Origin of the sequence: Polaribacter sp. Z014, assembly GCF_023555435.1 — a bacterium.
In the GTDB taxonomy this organism is placed as follows: domain Bacteria; phylum Bacteroidota; class Bacteroidia; order Flavobacteriales; family Flavobacteriaceae; genus Polaribacter.
Genome location: NZ_JALCZP010000004.1, coordinates 227,233 through 242,054 on the forward strand (window position 1 = coordinate 227,233; position 14,822 = coordinate 242,054).

At 29.1% G+C, this 14,822-nt stretch carries 16 protein-coding genes and 1 tRNA gene; 16 read left to right on the forward strand and 1 reads right to left on the reverse strand.

Translation table 11 applies throughout. From position 1 onward, the window contains the following. Nucleotides 1-140 precede the first annotated feature (140 nt). Entirely contained in the window at nucleotides 141-1,223 is a 1,083-nt protein-coding gene (locus MPF19_RS07955) for a formylglycine-generating enzyme family protein (protein ID WP_249987645.1), read from the reverse strand. A 166-nt stretch (nucleotides 1,224-1,389) separates the two neighbouring features. Between MPF19_RS07955 and MPF19_RS07960 the strand changes: the two genes are divergently transcribed. The 16 genes from MPF19_RS07960 to scpA all read left to right on the forward strand — a co-directional run bounded on the left by MPF19_RS07960 (nucleotide 1,390) and on the right by scpA (nucleotide 14,580). After that, entirely contained in the window at nucleotides 1,390-2,046 is a 657-nt protein-coding gene (locus MPF19_RS07960; protein ID WP_203394062.1) for a TetR family transcriptional regulator C-terminal domain-containing protein, read from the forward strand. 7 nt (nucleotides 2,047-2,053) lie between these two features. Next, nucleotides 2,054-3,358, forward strand: coding sequence for an ABC1 kinase family protein (locus MPF19_RS07965; RefSeq protein ID WP_203394063.1), 1,305 nt, complete (start codon nucleotides 2,054-2,056; stop codon nucleotides 3,356-3,358). A 207-nt stretch (nucleotides 3,359-3,565) separates the two neighbouring features. Continuing rightward, the gene (locus tag MPF19_RS07970) at nucleotides 3,566-4,993 is read left to right on the forward strand and encodes an SDR family oxidoreductase (protein WP_203394064.1); all 1,428 of its coding nucleotides are present in this window, start codon (nucleotides 3,566-3,568) and stop codon (nucleotides 4,991-4,993) included. Nucleotides 4,994-5,723: 730 nt separating this feature from the next. Next, on the forward strand, nucleotides 5,724-5,948 hold the full coding sequence (locus MPF19_RS07975) for a hypothetical protein (protein WP_203394065.1): 225 nt from the start codon (nucleotides 5,724-5,726) through the stop codon (nucleotides 5,946-5,948). Between the two features lie 77 nt (nucleotides 5,949-6,025). Continuing rightward, a complete protein-coding gene (locus MPF19_RS07980) occupies nucleotides 6,026-6,241 on the forward strand; it encodes a hypothetical protein (protein WP_087520715.1) in 216 nt (71 codons plus the stop codon). A gap of 6 nt (nucleotides 6,242-6,247) precedes the next feature. After that, nucleotides 6,248-6,931, forward strand: a complete 684-nt coding sequence (locus MPF19_RS07985) for an SDR family NAD(P)-dependent oxidoreductase (RefSeq protein ID WP_249987647.1) — start codon at nucleotides 6,248-6,250, stop codon at nucleotides 6,929-6,931. 15 nt (nucleotides 6,932-6,946) lie between these two features. Next, nucleotides 6,947-7,417 carry a glutathione peroxidase gene (locus MPF19_RS07990; RefSeq protein ID WP_249987648.1) on the forward strand — a complete coding sequence of 157 codons (471 nt, stop codon included), beginning with the start codon at nucleotides 6,947-6,949 and terminating at the stop codon, nucleotides 7,415-7,417. A 183-nt stretch (nucleotides 7,418-7,600) separates the two neighbouring features. After that, complete coding sequence (locus MPF19_RS07995) at nucleotides 7,601-8,062, forward strand: TspO/MBR family protein (RefSeq protein ID WP_249987649.1); 462 nt, start codon at nucleotides 7,601-7,603, stop codon at nucleotides 8,060-8,062. A gap of 1 nt (nucleotide 8,063) precedes the next feature. Further along, nucleotides 8,064-8,540, forward strand: a complete 477-nt coding sequence (locus MPF19_RS08000; protein WP_249987651.1) for an SRPBCC family protein — start codon at nucleotides 8,064-8,066, stop codon at nucleotides 8,538-8,540. 35 nt (nucleotides 8,541-8,575) lie between these two features. Beyond that, the gene (locus MPF19_RS08005; protein WP_249987652.1) at nucleotides 8,576-9,883 is read left to right on the forward strand and encodes a cryptochrome/photolyase family protein; all 1,308 of its coding nucleotides are present in this window, start codon (nucleotides 8,576-8,578) and stop codon (nucleotides 9,881-9,883) included. A 218-nt stretch (nucleotides 9,884-10,101) separates the two neighbouring features. Then, nucleotides 10,102-10,175 (forward strand) — tRNA-Thr (locus MPF19_RS08010). Nucleotides 10,176-10,389: 214 nt separating this feature from the next. Continuing rightward, the gene (udk, locus tag MPF19_RS08015; RefSeq protein ID WP_203394071.1) at nucleotides 10,390-10,995 is read left to right on the forward strand and encodes a uridine kinase; all 606 of its coding nucleotides are present in this window, start codon (nucleotides 10,390-10,392) and stop codon (nucleotides 10,993-10,995) included. 5 nt (nucleotides 10,996-11,000) lie between these two features. Then, nucleotides 11,001-11,318, forward strand: a complete 318-nt coding sequence (locus MPF19_RS08020) for an FtsB family cell division protein (protein ID WP_203394072.1) — start codon at nucleotides 11,001-11,003, stop codon at nucleotides 11,316-11,318. Next, complete coding sequence (locus tag MPF19_RS08025; protein WP_249987654.1) at nucleotides 11,319-12,677, forward strand: methylmalonyl-CoA mutase subunit beta; 1,359 nt, start codon at nucleotides 11,319-11,321, stop codon at nucleotides 12,675-12,677. A gap of 9 nt (nucleotides 12,678-12,686) precedes the next feature. Continuing rightward, nucleotides 12,687-13,019 carry a DUF2304 family protein gene (locus MPF19_RS08030; protein WP_249987655.1) on the forward strand — a complete coding sequence of 111 codons (333 nt, stop codon included), beginning with the start codon at nucleotides 12,687-12,689 and terminating at the stop codon, nucleotides 13,017-13,019. Then, nucleotides 13,012-14,580: a methylmalonyl-CoA mutase gene (gene scpA, locus MPF19_RS08035; protein ID WP_249987657.1), complete on the forward strand. Its 1,569-nt coding sequence runs from the start codon at nucleotides 13,012-13,014 to the stop codon at nucleotides 14,578-14,580. Before MPF19_RS08030 ends, scpA begins: the two co-directional genes overlap by 8 nt. Nucleotides 14,581-14,822: the final 242 nt, after the last annotated feature.

Consider the following 14,822-nt stretch of genomic DNA (forward strand, 5'->3'; position numbering starts at 1 on the left):
ATAAGATAATTTTTAAAGGAACATTTTAAAGGCTACACAAAAAAAATAGTACTATTAATAAAAAATTAATAGTACTATAAAAAGTCATTCCGATAAACTTAAATAACTAGGTAAAATAAAACGTCTAGCTAAAAAATAAATTATTTCACTAACATTTCTTTGGTAGCAACGGTTCTAAAACCAATATGATCTGAACCAGAATTAGGCTCCATTCCCATTCTTGCGGAAATTCTAAAACTAGCACAATAAGACTCATGGCATAAAAAAGAACCACCTTTCATAACATACTCCACTTGATACGGATTACTAGGTGTGTATGATTTTTCTGCTCCTATAGGATTTGCAAGTACCACTGATGGATCTATACTTTGATAATAATTTACATTAAATAAATCAGAAGTCATTTCCCAAACATTACCAGCCATATCATACAATCCAATATTATTTGCTGGGTACGATGCTACTGGAGAAATGTAATCAAACCCATCTTCAGAAATATTTTCTGTTGGAAATTTACCTTGCCAAGTGTTTGCATTCGCATTTAAGTCTTCATACTTATTTCCCCAAGTATAAATATTATCTTCAAATTTACCTTGTGCTGCAGACTCCCATTCCGCTTCAGTAGGCAACCTTCTATTAGCCCATTTACAATAAGCCAAAGCATCTTCTTGCGCCATGTGTACAACAGGATAATTATCTAGACCTTCAATAGAACTTTTTGGACCTTCAGGACGCTTCCAATCTGCACCAATTTGCCATTTCCACCACTGTCCATAATTATCCATAGAAACAACTCCTTTAGCATGTTTATTAAAAATTAAACTTCCTGGTTGTAATATTGAATCTGCTGGTTTTTCTGTACCGGCAGGTAAATCTTTTTTAATTTCATCCCAATCTATTGGTCTTTCTGCAACAGTAACATATTTAGTTGCATCCACAAATTTCTTAAATTGTTTGTTAGTAACTTCATGCGTGTCAATAAAAAAACCATCAACAGAAACCTTATGCGCAGGTTTTTCACGCGGCATCGCATATTGATCCTCTACTTTTGCCCCCATTAAAAAAGTTTTTTCAGAAACCCACACCATATCTTCCGGTGCCTTAACCTCTTCAGTTAAAACTTCATTTTGTACGATTGTTTTTTTATCCTTTTCTGATTGTTTTTTATCACAACTACTAAAAAGAGTTGTTGCTAATACTACTGCAATTAATACTGTTTTCACATTAAAATTCATCTATAATAAATTAAGATTACAAGCAAATATAGATAATATATTGATGTTTATTCTTTTAATTTAAAAGCTTCAATTTATTTTAACAAAAAATTATTGTTTAACAAAATAGATAATTAGTTAAACAATCGTATATTTACATAAATATCAAAAGATTATGGCTAGAAAGAAAAATATTACAAAAGACAATTTAATATCCTGGTATATGGAATTTATATTAGAAAACAACCATCAACCAAAATCTGTATATAGTTTTGCGAAAGAAAATAATTTTGACGAAGCTGATTTTTATAAATTCTATAGTTCTTTTGAAACTATTGAAGAAGCTGTTTTTACCGAATTTTTTAATCACACTATTACCGTTTTAGCCAAAAGTGATGACTACGAAAACTTTGATGCAAGAAACAAATTACTCAGTTTTTATTTTACATTTTTCGAAATACTAACAGCAAACAGAAGTTATGTTGTATACGCTTTAGAAAATAGCCAAAAAAATTTTAAAAAACTAAAGTCTCTTAAAAAACTGCGAGAAAATTATCTCAACTATGTTAAGAATATTGGCATAGAAAAATTAGATTTAAAACACGAAAAATTAGAAAAAATCCAAGATAAATCAATTCAAGAATCATCTTGGTTTCACTTATTGGTAACAATGAAGTTTTGGCTAGATGATGTTTCTCCATCCTTTGAAAAAACAGATATTTTTATTGAAAAATCTATAAATGCTCGTTTTGATTTAATGGACATTAAACCTTTACAAAGCATTATCGATTTTGGAAAATTCATTTTAAAAGAAAAAGTAAACTTCAATTAAATAGCCTATGAAAACAATAGATTCTATACCAACTTCTAAGATTCAGAGAGCTTCTAAATTAGTTACTACTGGCGCAAAAATAGGTGTAAATTATCTTAAATATTACGGAGATAAAATAACCAAAACAGAAGAAGAAGCCAAGGCTAAGCTAAACGAAAATAATGCGGAAGATATTTACGACGGTTTAAAAACCTTAAAAGGAAGTGCTTTAAAAGTAGCTCAGATGTTGAGTATGGAAAAAAGTATTTTACCGCAGGCTTATGTAGAAAAATTTTCGCTTTCTCAATTCTCTGTACCTCCACTTTCTCCTGCTTTGGTTACCAAAACTTTTAAAAAATATTTTGGAAAAGATCCGAATGAAATTTACGACAAATTCAATACCGTTTCTGTAAACGCCGCAAGTATCGGTCAGGTTCATAAAGCAGAAAAAGATGGAAAAGAATTGGCTGTAAAAATTCAATATCCTGGTGTGGCACAAAGTATTTCTTCAGATTTAGCTTTGGTAAAACCTATTGCTATTAAAATGTTTAATATTAGAGGAAAAGATTCTGATAAATATTTTAAAGAAGTAGAAAATAAATTAGTTGAGGAAACAAATTACATATTAGAAGTTGAACAAAGTAAAGAAATTGTAGCTGCTTGCAAACACATTCCGAATCTTAATTTCCCTGAATATTATGCTGATTTATCATCAGACAGAATTATTACCATGGATTGGATGCACGGCGTACATTTATCTGAATTTTCTACAAACAACCAAGAAGTTTCTAATAAATTAGGACAAGCTTTGTGGGATTTTTATATGTTTCAGATGCATAACTTAAAAAAAGTACATGCAGATCCGCATCCCGGAAACTTTTTAATATCACCAGAAAACGAATTAATTGTCATTGATTTTGGTTGCATGAAAACGATTCCTATGGAGTTTTATGTTCCTTATTTTGAATTAGCAAAACCAGAAAGTATTAGTGATCCTGTTATTTTTGAACAGAAATTATATGAATTAGAAATTCTAAGAGCAGATGATTCTAAAGAAGAATTAGACTTTTTTAGAGCCATGTTTCATGAAATGTTAACTTTATTTACACAACCCTTGCATCAAGAAGTTTTTGATTTTTCTGACAAAGTTTTCTTTGGCAAGCTCTCTGATTTGGGTCAGAAATATGCCAAAAGCACAGAACTAAAAAACATGAATGGAAACAGAGGTTCTAAGCACTTTATTTACATTAACAGAACTTTTTTTGGTTTGTATAATTTAATGCATGACTTAAAAGCAAAAGACATAAAAATAAATAATTTTAAAACGCTTTAAAGTCATTTTAAGAATAAAAAAATGAAAGATCTAGAGCATCTTTATAAGATAAACCTTATAAGTAAGTGCTCTAGTTTTAAATCTGCCAATTTATAAGTTTGTAATATGAAATGCCTACCGTAGTTCAAATTAAAAAGTTATATGTAAAGGTTGAATTACTAAAAAAAAATTACCTTATCAAAGAACTAAAAACACAGCATAACTTCTATGAAAATTCTTGTAACAGGAGCAACCGGATATATTGGCAAACGTTTAATTCCGTTATTATTAAATGACGGACACACCGTTATTTGTCCTGTTAGAGATAAAATAAGAGCAGAAAGCTATTACAAAAATCAAAAAAACATTCAATTAGTTGAAGCTGATTTTTTAGACTATGAAAGCTTAACTCACCTCCGTAAAGATATTGATGCGGCCTATTATTTAATTCACTCTATGTCTAATTCTGCTAAAGAATTTCATGTTTTAGAAGAAAAATGCGCCTTAAACTTTAAAAAATATGCTGAAACGACCACAATAAAACAAGTTATTTATTTAAGTGGCATAACCAACGACACCAAGCTCTCTAAGCATTTATTATCAAGAAAAAATGTTGAAAATACATTAGCATCAAACACATATGCCTTAACCACTTTTAAAGCAGGAATAATTGTAGGGTCCGGAAGTTCTTCTTTTGAAATCATAAGAGACCTAGTAGAAAAATTACCTGCAATGATTGCGCCTAAATGGTTGAACACAAAAACACAACCTTTAGCAATTAGAGATGTCTTGTCTTTTTTACACAAAGCACTCGACAGAAAAGAATTATTTAATACTTCTCATGATATTTTTGGCCCAGAAATACTAACTTATAAAGAAATGTTGTTGCAATTTGCAGAAGTAAGAAAACTAAAAAGGTGGATTTTAACAGTACCTGTTATGACACCAAAACTATCCTCTTACTGGCTCTATTTTGTAACCTCTACATCATATAAATTAGCAAGTTCTTTAGTAAATTCTATGGGTGTAGAAGTAATTGGTAATAAAAGCGACATCAATACTATTTTAGACGTACAGCCAATGCCTTACAAAGAAGCGGTAAAATTAGCTTTTAAAAAAATTGAACAAAACAGCATTGTTTCCAGCTGGAAAGACTCTTATATAAGTAGCGGAAAACTAAAAAACTTTGTACATGAATTTGTAAATGTTCCAGAGTATGGCTGTTTTAAAGACCACAAAACGAGAATTGTAAAAAACAAAAAAAGAACACTAAACAGAATTTGGGCAATTGGTGGAGAAACAGGCTGGTATTATGGCACTTTTCTTTGGAAAATTAGAGGATTTTTAGATCAATTTTTTGGTGGAGCTGGTTTACGAAGAGGGAGAAGACATCCTACAGAGTTGAATGTTGGTGATGCTTTAGACTTTTGGCGTGTAATATATGCTGATAAGGAAAAAGGAAAACTACTACTCTACGCAGAAATGATAATGCCCGGTGAAGCTTGGTTAGAATTTAAAATTAAAGATGACCAATTACACCAAACAGCTACTTTTAGACCTCATGGTTTAGCTGGCAGAATCTATTGGTATGCCGTTATGCCTTTTCATTGGTTTGTTTTTAACGGAATGATTAACAATATAAACAAAGACTCTTAACAAACATCTGTGTTTAATACACACTCCTTCTATCTATAATACATAAAAACATCTCTACCTATTTTTTTTTAAAAACACAAAAACAACTTATTTAGAAGCCTCATTATTAAAAAATAATTGAATTATTCCAATTTAACTACTTAAAGAAGCTTTAAAATTCATTATTAGTTTTTGACTATTCTAATTAAAAAAAAGATACGACTCTCTGATCACTTCACGTCTGCTCAGTCGGAAACCCTATTTAAACTACTGAATACCCTCCAACAGACTCAGGAAGACATTCAGATTTTCAATTATTTTAGTGACATAACAAAATGAAATTGGTATTATTTAGCTTTAAAAAGCTATTACAAATTAGTATCAAAATAAAAACATATCAATTTAAAAAATAATTTTGTTTAATTATTTTGCAAATTAATTAAACATTTATTATATTTGAAATATAAATAATTATTAATAAAAAATAAAGCCCCTAATTTCTATTCATATTTTTTGATAATAGAAAAAGATAATTTTTATTTTAATATATTTATCGTAGTTAAATGTTATAAACATATTAAAAACTACTAAAATTTACTCTATAACGCTATAAGATAAATCTATATTTAAATCAATTAAACGGCACAACTATTGATTATATCATAGCAATAGAATAAAAGACGAAACAAACATTTAAAGTTTATAAGTTTCCAAAAAGGAATATTTAAATGTAAAATACAGAAATTAAATTATGGAGTTAATAAAAAAAGCATTAGAATTTGAAACTAGAAAAATGAGATTCCCAACTACCAGTGATCGAGTATTGGCAGCTAGAGAAGCAAAATCTTTAATTTTAAGCTTAAATGAAATCTATAAAGAGAATAAAGATTCTGAAATTATGGATATCATGAAACGTTTAACCGTTATAAAGCAAAGAATAGAAAGACGTTTAAAAGGAAAACCACTTACTGCGTAATAATTACAGGTTTCTCTTGTTTTTCTAAATTTTATAATTATATTCACAAATTATAGAATAAAATAGAGAAACATAGAATGAATTTATTAGAAAGAGCGGAAGAATTTGAACACAGAAAATTCTCATTTAAAACAACTAGTGATAGAATTGTTGCTTCTAGAGAGGTAAAAGCCTTAATACTAGAACTAAATGAAGTATATAAAGTAGAAAAAGATCTTGAAATAATGGATCAAATGAAGCGCCTTACAGCAGTTAAACAAAAAATTGAAAAGCGCTTGAAAGGAAGACCTTAAAAGCAAATGAATAAAATTTTAGTTATTGGAGGAAGTAAAGGAATTGGAAAAGCAATTATTGCAAATTTAATTGATGAAAATTCTATTATAAATATTAGTAGAACAAACCCTTTACTTGCCCACACTAATCTCAACCACTATACTTGTGATATTCTTACAGATGAATTACCTAACATAGAAGCAATAGACACCTTAATCTACTGCCCAGGAAGCATCAATTTAAAACCAATTTCTAGACTAAAGCTAAATGATTTCAGAGAAGACTTTGAAATTAACGTTATTGGCGCTGTTAAAGCAATTCAACATTACCTACCTTCTTTAAAAAAAGGAAACAAACCCTCTATTTTATTATTTAGTACAGTTGCCGCAAAATTAGGAATGCCTTTTCATGCCAGTGTAGCTTCAGCTAAATCTGCCGTAGAAGGTTTAACTAAATCCTTAGGAGCAGAATTAACTCCTTTAATTCGTGTAAACGCAATTGCACCTACTGTAACAGACACAGATTTGGCTTCTAAACTATTACATAATGAACGGATGATTGAAAACATAAAAGAGCGTCATCCTCTAAAAAAATATCTAGCTCCAAAAGAAGTTGCAGATATGGCTTCTTTTTTAATTTCTGAAAAAGCGAGTGCTATATCTGGTCAAATTTTTGAGTTAGACTGCGGAATTGTCAGTTTTAAAATATAAATAAATCAAAATTATATGAATATTTACGATATAGAGATTAATAGTCTCCAGAATACCCCTATTCTTTTGTCAGATTTTAAAGGTAAATACATTCTTTTTGTAAACGTTGCTTCTAAGTGCGGATTTACACCACAATACAAAGATTTAGAAGAATTACATAAAACATATAATGACAAAATAGTTGTAATAGGAGTTCCCTGTAATCAGTTTGGGAAACAAGAACCTGGATCTTCTTCTGAGATTCAAGAATTTTGTGAAGTAAATTATGGCGTTTCATTTTTAATTACAGAAAAAATTGATGTGAAAGGAGAAAACCAACACCTTTTATATACTTGGCTAACATCAAAGAAGTTAAATCATAAAAAAAGCTCATCTGTAAAATGGAATTTTCAAAAATATTTAGTTTCCCCAAAAGGAGAATTCGTTGATTACTATTTTTCAATTACAAATCCATTGAGTTCAAAAATAACAAAACACCTAATATAATAAAGTTATGTTTGGCTTATTTAAATAGAAAGTGAAATAGAAAAGCTGCAAGAAGCTTGCAATAAAATAAAGGAAGAAGCTTTTAAATTACAAGCCATCCATAGAACCTATAGCAATCAAAAATAGCTAGAAGCAGATAACATTTTAAAAAAAATGAGCCTTTAGAATATAAATAATGCATTTATGAAACAAGTAAAACTTACACTATTATTTTTAGTTATCAATTTTGGAGGATTAGCCATTGGAAGATGGTTAATGAATAACGGCCCACTTACTGATTGGTATACCAACTTAAACCAAGCACCTTGGACACCTCGTGGAATTGTTTTTGGAATTGCCTGGACCTTAATTATGATTTGTTTCTCTATTTATTTAGGTAAATTATTTACAACCAATTACAACTCAAAAATACGCTCTGTTTTTATAATTCAATTTATTCTAAACGTAAGTTGGAACTACATTTTCTTTAATCAACACTTAGTCTTAATCGGCTTCATAACAATTGTATTACTCACCTCTACCTTGTTTTATTTCTTTTTTAAACTCAGTAATAAAACTAAATATTATCAATATTTACTATTGCCATACATAATTTGGCTTTGCATTGCAACATCACTAAACCTCTACATTTTAATTCATAATTAACATGAAAATCTACACATTCCACAGAAAGCAAAAATTACCAATTACATTAGAAAAAGCTTGGGAGTTTTTATCGAGCCCTAAAAACTTAAAAACCATTACTCCTTCTTACATGAGTTTCGATATTCTTTCTGGAGCAGAAAAACCAATGTTTGCAGGTCAAATTATACAATATATTGTAACTCCAATTCTTGGGATAAAAACAAAATGGGTTACCGAAATTACACATGTAAAGGAAAATGAATATTTTGTAGACGAGCAACGTTTTGGCCCCTATGCTTTATGGCATCATAAACATTTTATTAAAGAAATTGAAGGTGGCGTAGAAATGGAAGATATTATAGATTATAAAGTTCCTATGGGAATTTTAGGTCAAATGGTGCACCCCATACTGGTAAAACCCAAATTAGAAGAAATTTTTGAATACAGACAAAAAAAATTAATTGACCTTTTTGGACAATATTACCCACCAATTAAATAGATTTTTGGTTTATAGAAATTAGACAACGATAATAAATGAAGACAGTTATACATATTTTTTGGTTTAGAAGAGATTTACGTTTAGAAGATAATTGCGGATTATATCAGGCATTAAAATCAGGCAAAAAAGTACTTCCAATTTTTATTTTTGATGAAGAAATTTTAAGTAAATTAAATAAAGAAGATGCACGTGTTTCCTTTATTTATCAAGAAATAGAACATATTCATAAAAAACTACTCGAAATAGGAAGTGCTTTTGAAGTACTTTACGGAAAACCAATAGAAATATTCAATTCATTATCAGAAAAACACAACATTGACACTGTTTTTACAAATCATGATTATGAACCTTATGCTATAAAAAGAGATTTAGAAATCAAGCAATTCCTGACATCAAAAAATATCAATTTTAAAACGTTCAAGGACCAAGTAATTTTTGAAAGAAATGAAATTGTAAAAAAAGATGGAACACCGTATAAAGTTTACACACCCTATTCTAAAAAATGGTTAGAAGCTTTTCATTATAAAGGAATTCAATTTTATCCTTCAGAAACACTGTTAGAAAATTTTATCAAAAGTAAAAACCAACCTATTTTAAAACTAGAAACTATTGGTTTTATAAAATCTGAAATAAAAGTTACTTCTTACAAAGTATCTTCTCTATTAATTGATACTTACGAAGAAACCAGAAACTTCCCTGCAAAAGACAGTACATCTAAATTAGGTACACATTTACGTTTCGGAACCGTTAGTATTCGTCAAATGGTTGACAAAGCAGCAAAAAGTAATAATAGTACTTTCTTAAAAGAATTAATTTGGCGTGAGTTTTTTATGCAAATTTTATGGCATTTTCCTCACACTGTTAAAGACAGCTTTAAACCCAAATACGATAAGATTCTCTGGAGAAATAACGAAGAAGAATTCAAAGCTTGGTGTAACGGCGAAACAGGCTATCCATTAGTAGATGCTGGCATGAAAGAATTAAATAAAACAGGTTTTATGCACAATAGAATTAGAATGTTGGTTGGTAGCTTTCTTTGCAAACATTTATTAATAGATTGGAGATGGGGAGAAGCGTATTTTGCTGAAAAATTACACGATTATGAACAAGCAAGTAATATTGGTAACTGGCAATGGGTTGCCGGAACCGGTGTAGATGCTTCTCCTTATTTTAGAATTTTTAACCCCACTACTCAAATTAAAAAATTTGACAAAGACTTAAATTACATCAAAAAATGGGTACCTAATTTTCAAGAGCTCACCTACCCTACTCCAATTGTAGAACATAAACTAGCTAGAGAACGCTGTTTATCCACATATAAAAAAGCTTTAGTAGACTTTTAACTAACAATATTTAAAAACTAATAAAGGCAACAAATAAAATAAAATTACGTTTTTTAAGTATAAATAGAAAAATAACCTTTCAAATTATTCTATTTTATGTAAAATTATTCTTGTTCTAAGAGCTTCAATCTAGATTGAAGCTCTTTTTATTAAAAATAAATGTAATTTTATTTGGTAGAAACTAAAAATTGTTTTTAATTTGCGCTCTCAAAACAAAAGCCGATGTAGCTCAGCTGGCTAGAGCAGCTGATTTGTAATCAGCAGGTCGTGGGTTCGAGTCCCTCTATCGGCTCAAATTTAAAAAGTCTCAAAATAATATTTTTTGAGACTTTTTTTTTATGAAAAACACTAATTTAATTACAAATATATTTTACAACTTTCTTTTTAAAGTTTAATAATCTTTCACTGTTCCCCTCTTCAAAAGAACCGATTTAAGATTAAAAAAACCATAAGTTATTGCAAAATCTTTATTATTTTAGACGATTAATTATCCTAAACATAATTATATGCTCATTATTGGAATTGCCGGAGGTACAGGAAGTGGAAAAACTACGGTTGTAAATCAAATAATTAAACAACTACCTACAGATGAAGTTTGTGTAATATCACAAGATTCGTACTACAACGAAACGTTTAACTTATCTTATGAAGAAAGAACCAAAATTAATTTTGATCATCCAAGAGCTATCGATTTTGATTTAATTGTTACACATTTAAAAAAATTAAAATCGGGAAAAACAATTGAACAACCTGTATATTCTTTTGTTACGCATAACAGAACAACAGATACCGTAAAAACGCACCCTAGAAAAGTAGTGATTGTAGAAGGTATTTTAATCTTAAATAACAAAGCTCTTAGAGATTTATTTGATATTAAAATATTTGTACACGCCGATACGGATGAACGTTTAATAAGAAGAATTAGAAGAGATATTACTGAAAGAGGAAGAGATATTGATGAGGTTTTAAACAGATATCAAGATACTTTAAAACCAATGCACCTACAATTTATAGAACCTACCAAAAATTTTGCAGATATAATTATCCCAAATAATAAGCATAATTTAGTGGCCATTGATGTTGTAAGAACAGTAATTAACGATCGTTTATAAAGATTATGACTTTTAATAAGTTTAAAAACATAAGAGCCGTAAAAATTTTAACAAACGTTTTTGTTTTAATCTTAATTCCATTTTTAATTTGGATGTTCTTTTTTGATGAAAACTCATACCTAGTACACAGAAAATTTGATAACGAAATTACAGATTTAGAAAGTACAATTTCATTTTATGAAAAGAAAATAAAGGAAGACAAAGCTACCATAAAAAAGCTACAAGATTCAATTCAGTTAGAACGATTTGCTCGAGAAAAATATTTAATGAAAAAAGAAAATGAAGATATTTATTTAATAGAATTTGATACCCTAAAAAAATAAATGAATACTCCTTTGTTTGATGATTTTTTAAAAACTACACCTGCTGCTTGGAAAAATAAAATCCAGGTAGATTTAAGAGGTGCAGATTATAATGACACATTACTTTGGAGAACTCAAGAAGGAATTGTTGTAAAACCTTTTTACACAGCGGAAGACAGAACAAATCTAAAAATAGAAAACCCAAAAACAGAATTTAACATTTGTGAAACTATTTTTATTGATGATGAAAAAATAGCAAACTCATTAGCCATAGATGCTTTAAAAAGAGGAGCGAATTCAATTCAATTTATAGCAAAAAAAACATTTGATTACAGAAAACTACTTGGTAACATTAATGTGAAATCAGTTTTCATTTACTTTCAATTTTCATTTTTAGACGATTCTTTCCAACTTGAAATATCAAAATTTATAAATTCAGACAAAACTTATTTTCAAACGGATATTATTGGAAACTTAGCAGAAACCGGTAATTGGTTCTTTAATTTAAAAGAAGATTTTATAAAATTAGAGCGAATTCAAAGAAATACTACAAATTGTATTGCTGTTTCGGCAGATTTATATCAAAATTGTGGCGCTACCATTACACAGCAGCTTGCATATACTTTAGCGCATGCAAATGAATACTTAAATAAATACGGAAGTAATGTAGCTAAAAAAATAACTTTTTCTTTTTCTGTAGGAAGTAATTATTTTTTTGAAATTGCAAAATTAAAAGCTTTTAGAATCTTATGGTCTTTAGTTATAAAAGAATATGAGGCAGAAGATTTAGAAGCCCATCTTTTTGTACAACCCAGTTTAAGAAACAAAACAATTTATGATTATAATGTAAACTTATTAAGAACAACATCAGAATGTATGAGTGCTATTTTAGGTGGCGCTAATACTATTTCTAATGTTTCTTATGATGCTATTTTTCATAAATCTAATGAATTTGGGAATCGTATTTCTAGAAATCAATTATTAATATTTCAGCAAGAAAGCTCCCTTCAAAAAGGTAAAAACGTTGCAGAAGGTTCTTATTATATAGAATCTATAACAGAACAATTAGCAGAAAATGCTTTAACGCTTTTTAAGCAAATAGAAAAAAGTGGCGGCTTTTTAAAACAACTAAAAAGTGGCATCATTCAGAAAAAAATTAAAGAAAGTGCTAAAAAAGAAGAAAATGGTTTCTTAGAAAAAGAAGTGATACTTTTAGGTACAAATTCCCTACAAAACAAAGAGGAAAAAATGCAACAAGCGTTGGAATTATACCCCTTTGTTAAGCAAAGAAATATAAAAACAATAGTTTCCCCATTAACCAGAAACCGACTTTCAGAATCGTTAGAAAAAGAACGATTAAACGCTGAAAAAGGTTCATAAAACCTGAAAATGGAAAAAAAAGAAGAAATTCTCATTGAACAAAAAAGACAAAATAAATTAAAAGAAGAAATACAAAAATTGAAGAAAAAACTACCTTCTATTATAATTGGATTTATTTTTTTTATTGCAGTCAGCCTTTATTTCTTAGAAGATAAATTTTATCATTTTTTTGGAAATAACGCCAATTTCATTTTTACTGCTGTTATAATTTTAGTCGTTTTTTCTATATTTTTAATTTTAACTAGTTACTTTAAAATAAGGAAAAAAGAAAAAAAAATAAATGAAATTGGAATCAAATTATACAAACTTCAGAAGCTAGAAGTAGAACCCAAAAATGAATAGAAAAGAATTACAACATATAAAACTTACAAAAAATCACAAAAAACCAAGACCTTCTTTTAACCAAGAAGGTTTTGTTGCTGGTATTGCACCGAATTTACGAGGTACCTATGCCACCATGTATGTTAAAAGACCCTGGACCATAAGACAAAATACAAGTTTTTCTACTTCCGAAGTAACCAATGCTTTTTATAGAAAACTTTTAGAAGCAGGACAAAAAGAATTATCTGTTGCTTTTGATTTAGCAACGCATAAAGGGTACGATTCTAATCATGAGCTTGTACAAGGTGATGTTGGTAAAGCGGGTGTAGCCATAGATTCTGTAGAAGATATGAAGATTTTATTTAACAAAATTCCGTTAGATAAAGTATCTGTTTCTATGCCAATTAATGGTGCTGTCTTACCCATTTTTGCATTTTATATTGTTGCGGCAGAAGAGCAAGGTATTTCTATAGAAAACTTACATGGTACAATACAGAATGATATTCTCACTGATTTTATAGCAAGAAACACGTACATCTACCCTATTTCTCCATCCATGAAGATTATTGCAGATATTTTTAAATATACTAGCAATAAAATGCAAAAATTTAATGCTATTTCTATTTCTGGATTTGACTTGCAAAAAGCGGGTGCAACTGCAGAAATGGAATTAGCATATACACTTGCAAATGGATTAGAATATATAAGAAATGGAATTGAAGCTGGTATGGAAATAGATTCTTTTGCTCCAAGAGTGTCTTTCTTTTGGGCTATTGGAATGAATCATTTTACAGAAATAGCAAAGTTAAGAGCTGCAAGAATGTTGTGGGCTAAAATTGTAAAAGAATTTAACCCCAAAAACCCAAAATCTTTAGCTTTAAGAACACATTGCCAAACAAGTGATTGGTCTTTAACAGCACAAGACCCTTTCAATAATATAACAAGAACAACTATAGAAGCCATGGCAGCTGCTTTTGGCGGAACACAAAGTTTACACACCAATGCTTTAGATGCAGCCGTTACTTTACCAACAGATTTTTCTGCTAGATTTGCAAGAAATACGCAAATCTATTTACAAAAAGAAACTCATATTACCAAAACTATAGACCCTTGGGCAGGAAGTTATCACCTAGAAAAACTAACAGAAGATATTGCTAACAAAGCTTGGGAGCTAATTAGTGAGATAGAAGAACTTGGAGGCATGACAAAAGTCATTGAAAAAGGAATTCCTAAAATGCGCATTGAAGAAGCTGCAGCTATAAAACAAGCTAAAATAGATAGCGAAAAAGAGGTAATTGTAGGTGTTAATAGATATCAATTAAAAAAAGAAGACCCTTTACATATATTAGAAGTTGATAATGAAGCGGTACGTAATTCTCAAATTAAAAGACTACATCAATTAAAAGATTCTAGAAACAATACTGAAGTTAAAAAGTCTCTCAAAACTTTAACAGAAGCTGCAAGAACAGGAAAAGAAAACTTATTAGAATTAGCAGTAAAAGCAGCCAAAAACAGAGCTACATTAGGTGAAATTTCTAATGCATTAGAAGCTGTTTTTGGAAGATATAAAGCTGTTCATTAAACAGTTTATTACAAAGCATCAGAATTTTAAAATTTAAAAGAAAGATTCCGAAAATTATTTCATCCAAACCAGGATAAGATATATCTATAAAAAACTAGACTTTCATTTGAATTGACATCAATACAGAAATTATTATTCTTATTGAATCTTAATGAAATAAGCGACCTCTTTTAACAAACTTTAACAAGAAAAAAGAACTTTTCAAGATGTCTTAGTATTTCTTTTATCCTTAAATTTGCCAC

Excerpts from the sequence above, each read along its gene's own strand:
- scpA (WP_249987657.1), top strand. The coding sequence starts at position 13,012 with ATGAATAGAAAAGAATTACAACATATAAAACTTACAAAAAATCACAAA.
- MPF19_RS08025 (WP_249987654.1), top strand. The coding sequence starts at position 11,319 with ATGAATACTCCTTTGTTTGATGATTTTTTAAAAACTACACCTGCTGCT.
- MPF19_RS07995 (WP_249987649.1), top strand. The coding sequence starts at position 7,601 with ATGAAACAAGTAAAACTTACACTATTATTTTTAGTTATCAATTTTGGA.
- MPF19_RS07965 (WP_203394063.1), top strand. The coding sequence starts at position 2,054 with ATGAAAACAATAGATTCTATACCAACTTCTAAGATTCAGAGAGCTTCT.
- MPF19_RS07980 (WP_087520715.1), top strand. The coding sequence starts at position 6,026 with ATGAATTTATTAGAAAGAGCGGAAGAATTTGAACACAGAAAATTCTCA.
- MPF19_RS08030 (WP_249987655.1), top strand. The coding sequence starts at position 12,687 with ATGGAAAAAAAAGAAGAAATTCTCATTGAACAAAAAAGACAAAATAAA.
- udk (WP_203394071.1), top strand. The coding sequence starts at position 10,390 with ATGCTCATTATTGGAATTGCCGGAGGTACAGGAAGTGGAAAAACTACG.
- MPF19_RS08005 (WP_249987652.1), top strand. The coding sequence starts at position 8,576 with ATGAAGACAGTTATACATATTTTTTGGTTTAGAAGAGATTTACGTTTA.
- MPF19_RS07975 (WP_203394065.1), top strand. The coding sequence starts at position 5,724 with ATGGAGTTAATAAAAAAAGCATTAGAATTTGAAACTAGAAAAATGAGA.
- MPF19_RS08020 (WP_203394072.1), top strand. The coding sequence starts at position 11,001 with ATGACTTTTAATAAGTTTAAAAACATAAGAGCCGTAAAAATTTTAACA.
- MPF19_RS07985 (WP_249987647.1), top strand. The coding sequence starts at position 6,248 with ATGAATAAAATTTTAGTTATTGGAGGAAGTAAAGGAATTGGAAAAGCA.
- MPF19_RS07990 (WP_249987648.1), top strand. The coding sequence starts at position 6,947 with ATGAATATTTACGATATAGAGATTAATAGTCTCCAGAATACCCCTATT.
- MPF19_RS07970 (WP_203394064.1), top strand. The coding sequence starts at position 3,566 with ATGAAAATTCTTGTAACAGGAGCAACCGGATATATTGGCAAACGTTTA.
- MPF19_RS07960 (WP_203394062.1), top strand. The coding sequence starts at position 1,390 with ATGGCTAGAAAGAAAAATATTACAAAAGACAATTTAATATCCTGGTAT.
- MPF19_RS08000 (WP_249987651.1), top strand. The coding sequence starts at position 8,064 with ATGAAAATCTACACATTCCACAGAAAGCAAAAATTACCAATTACATTA.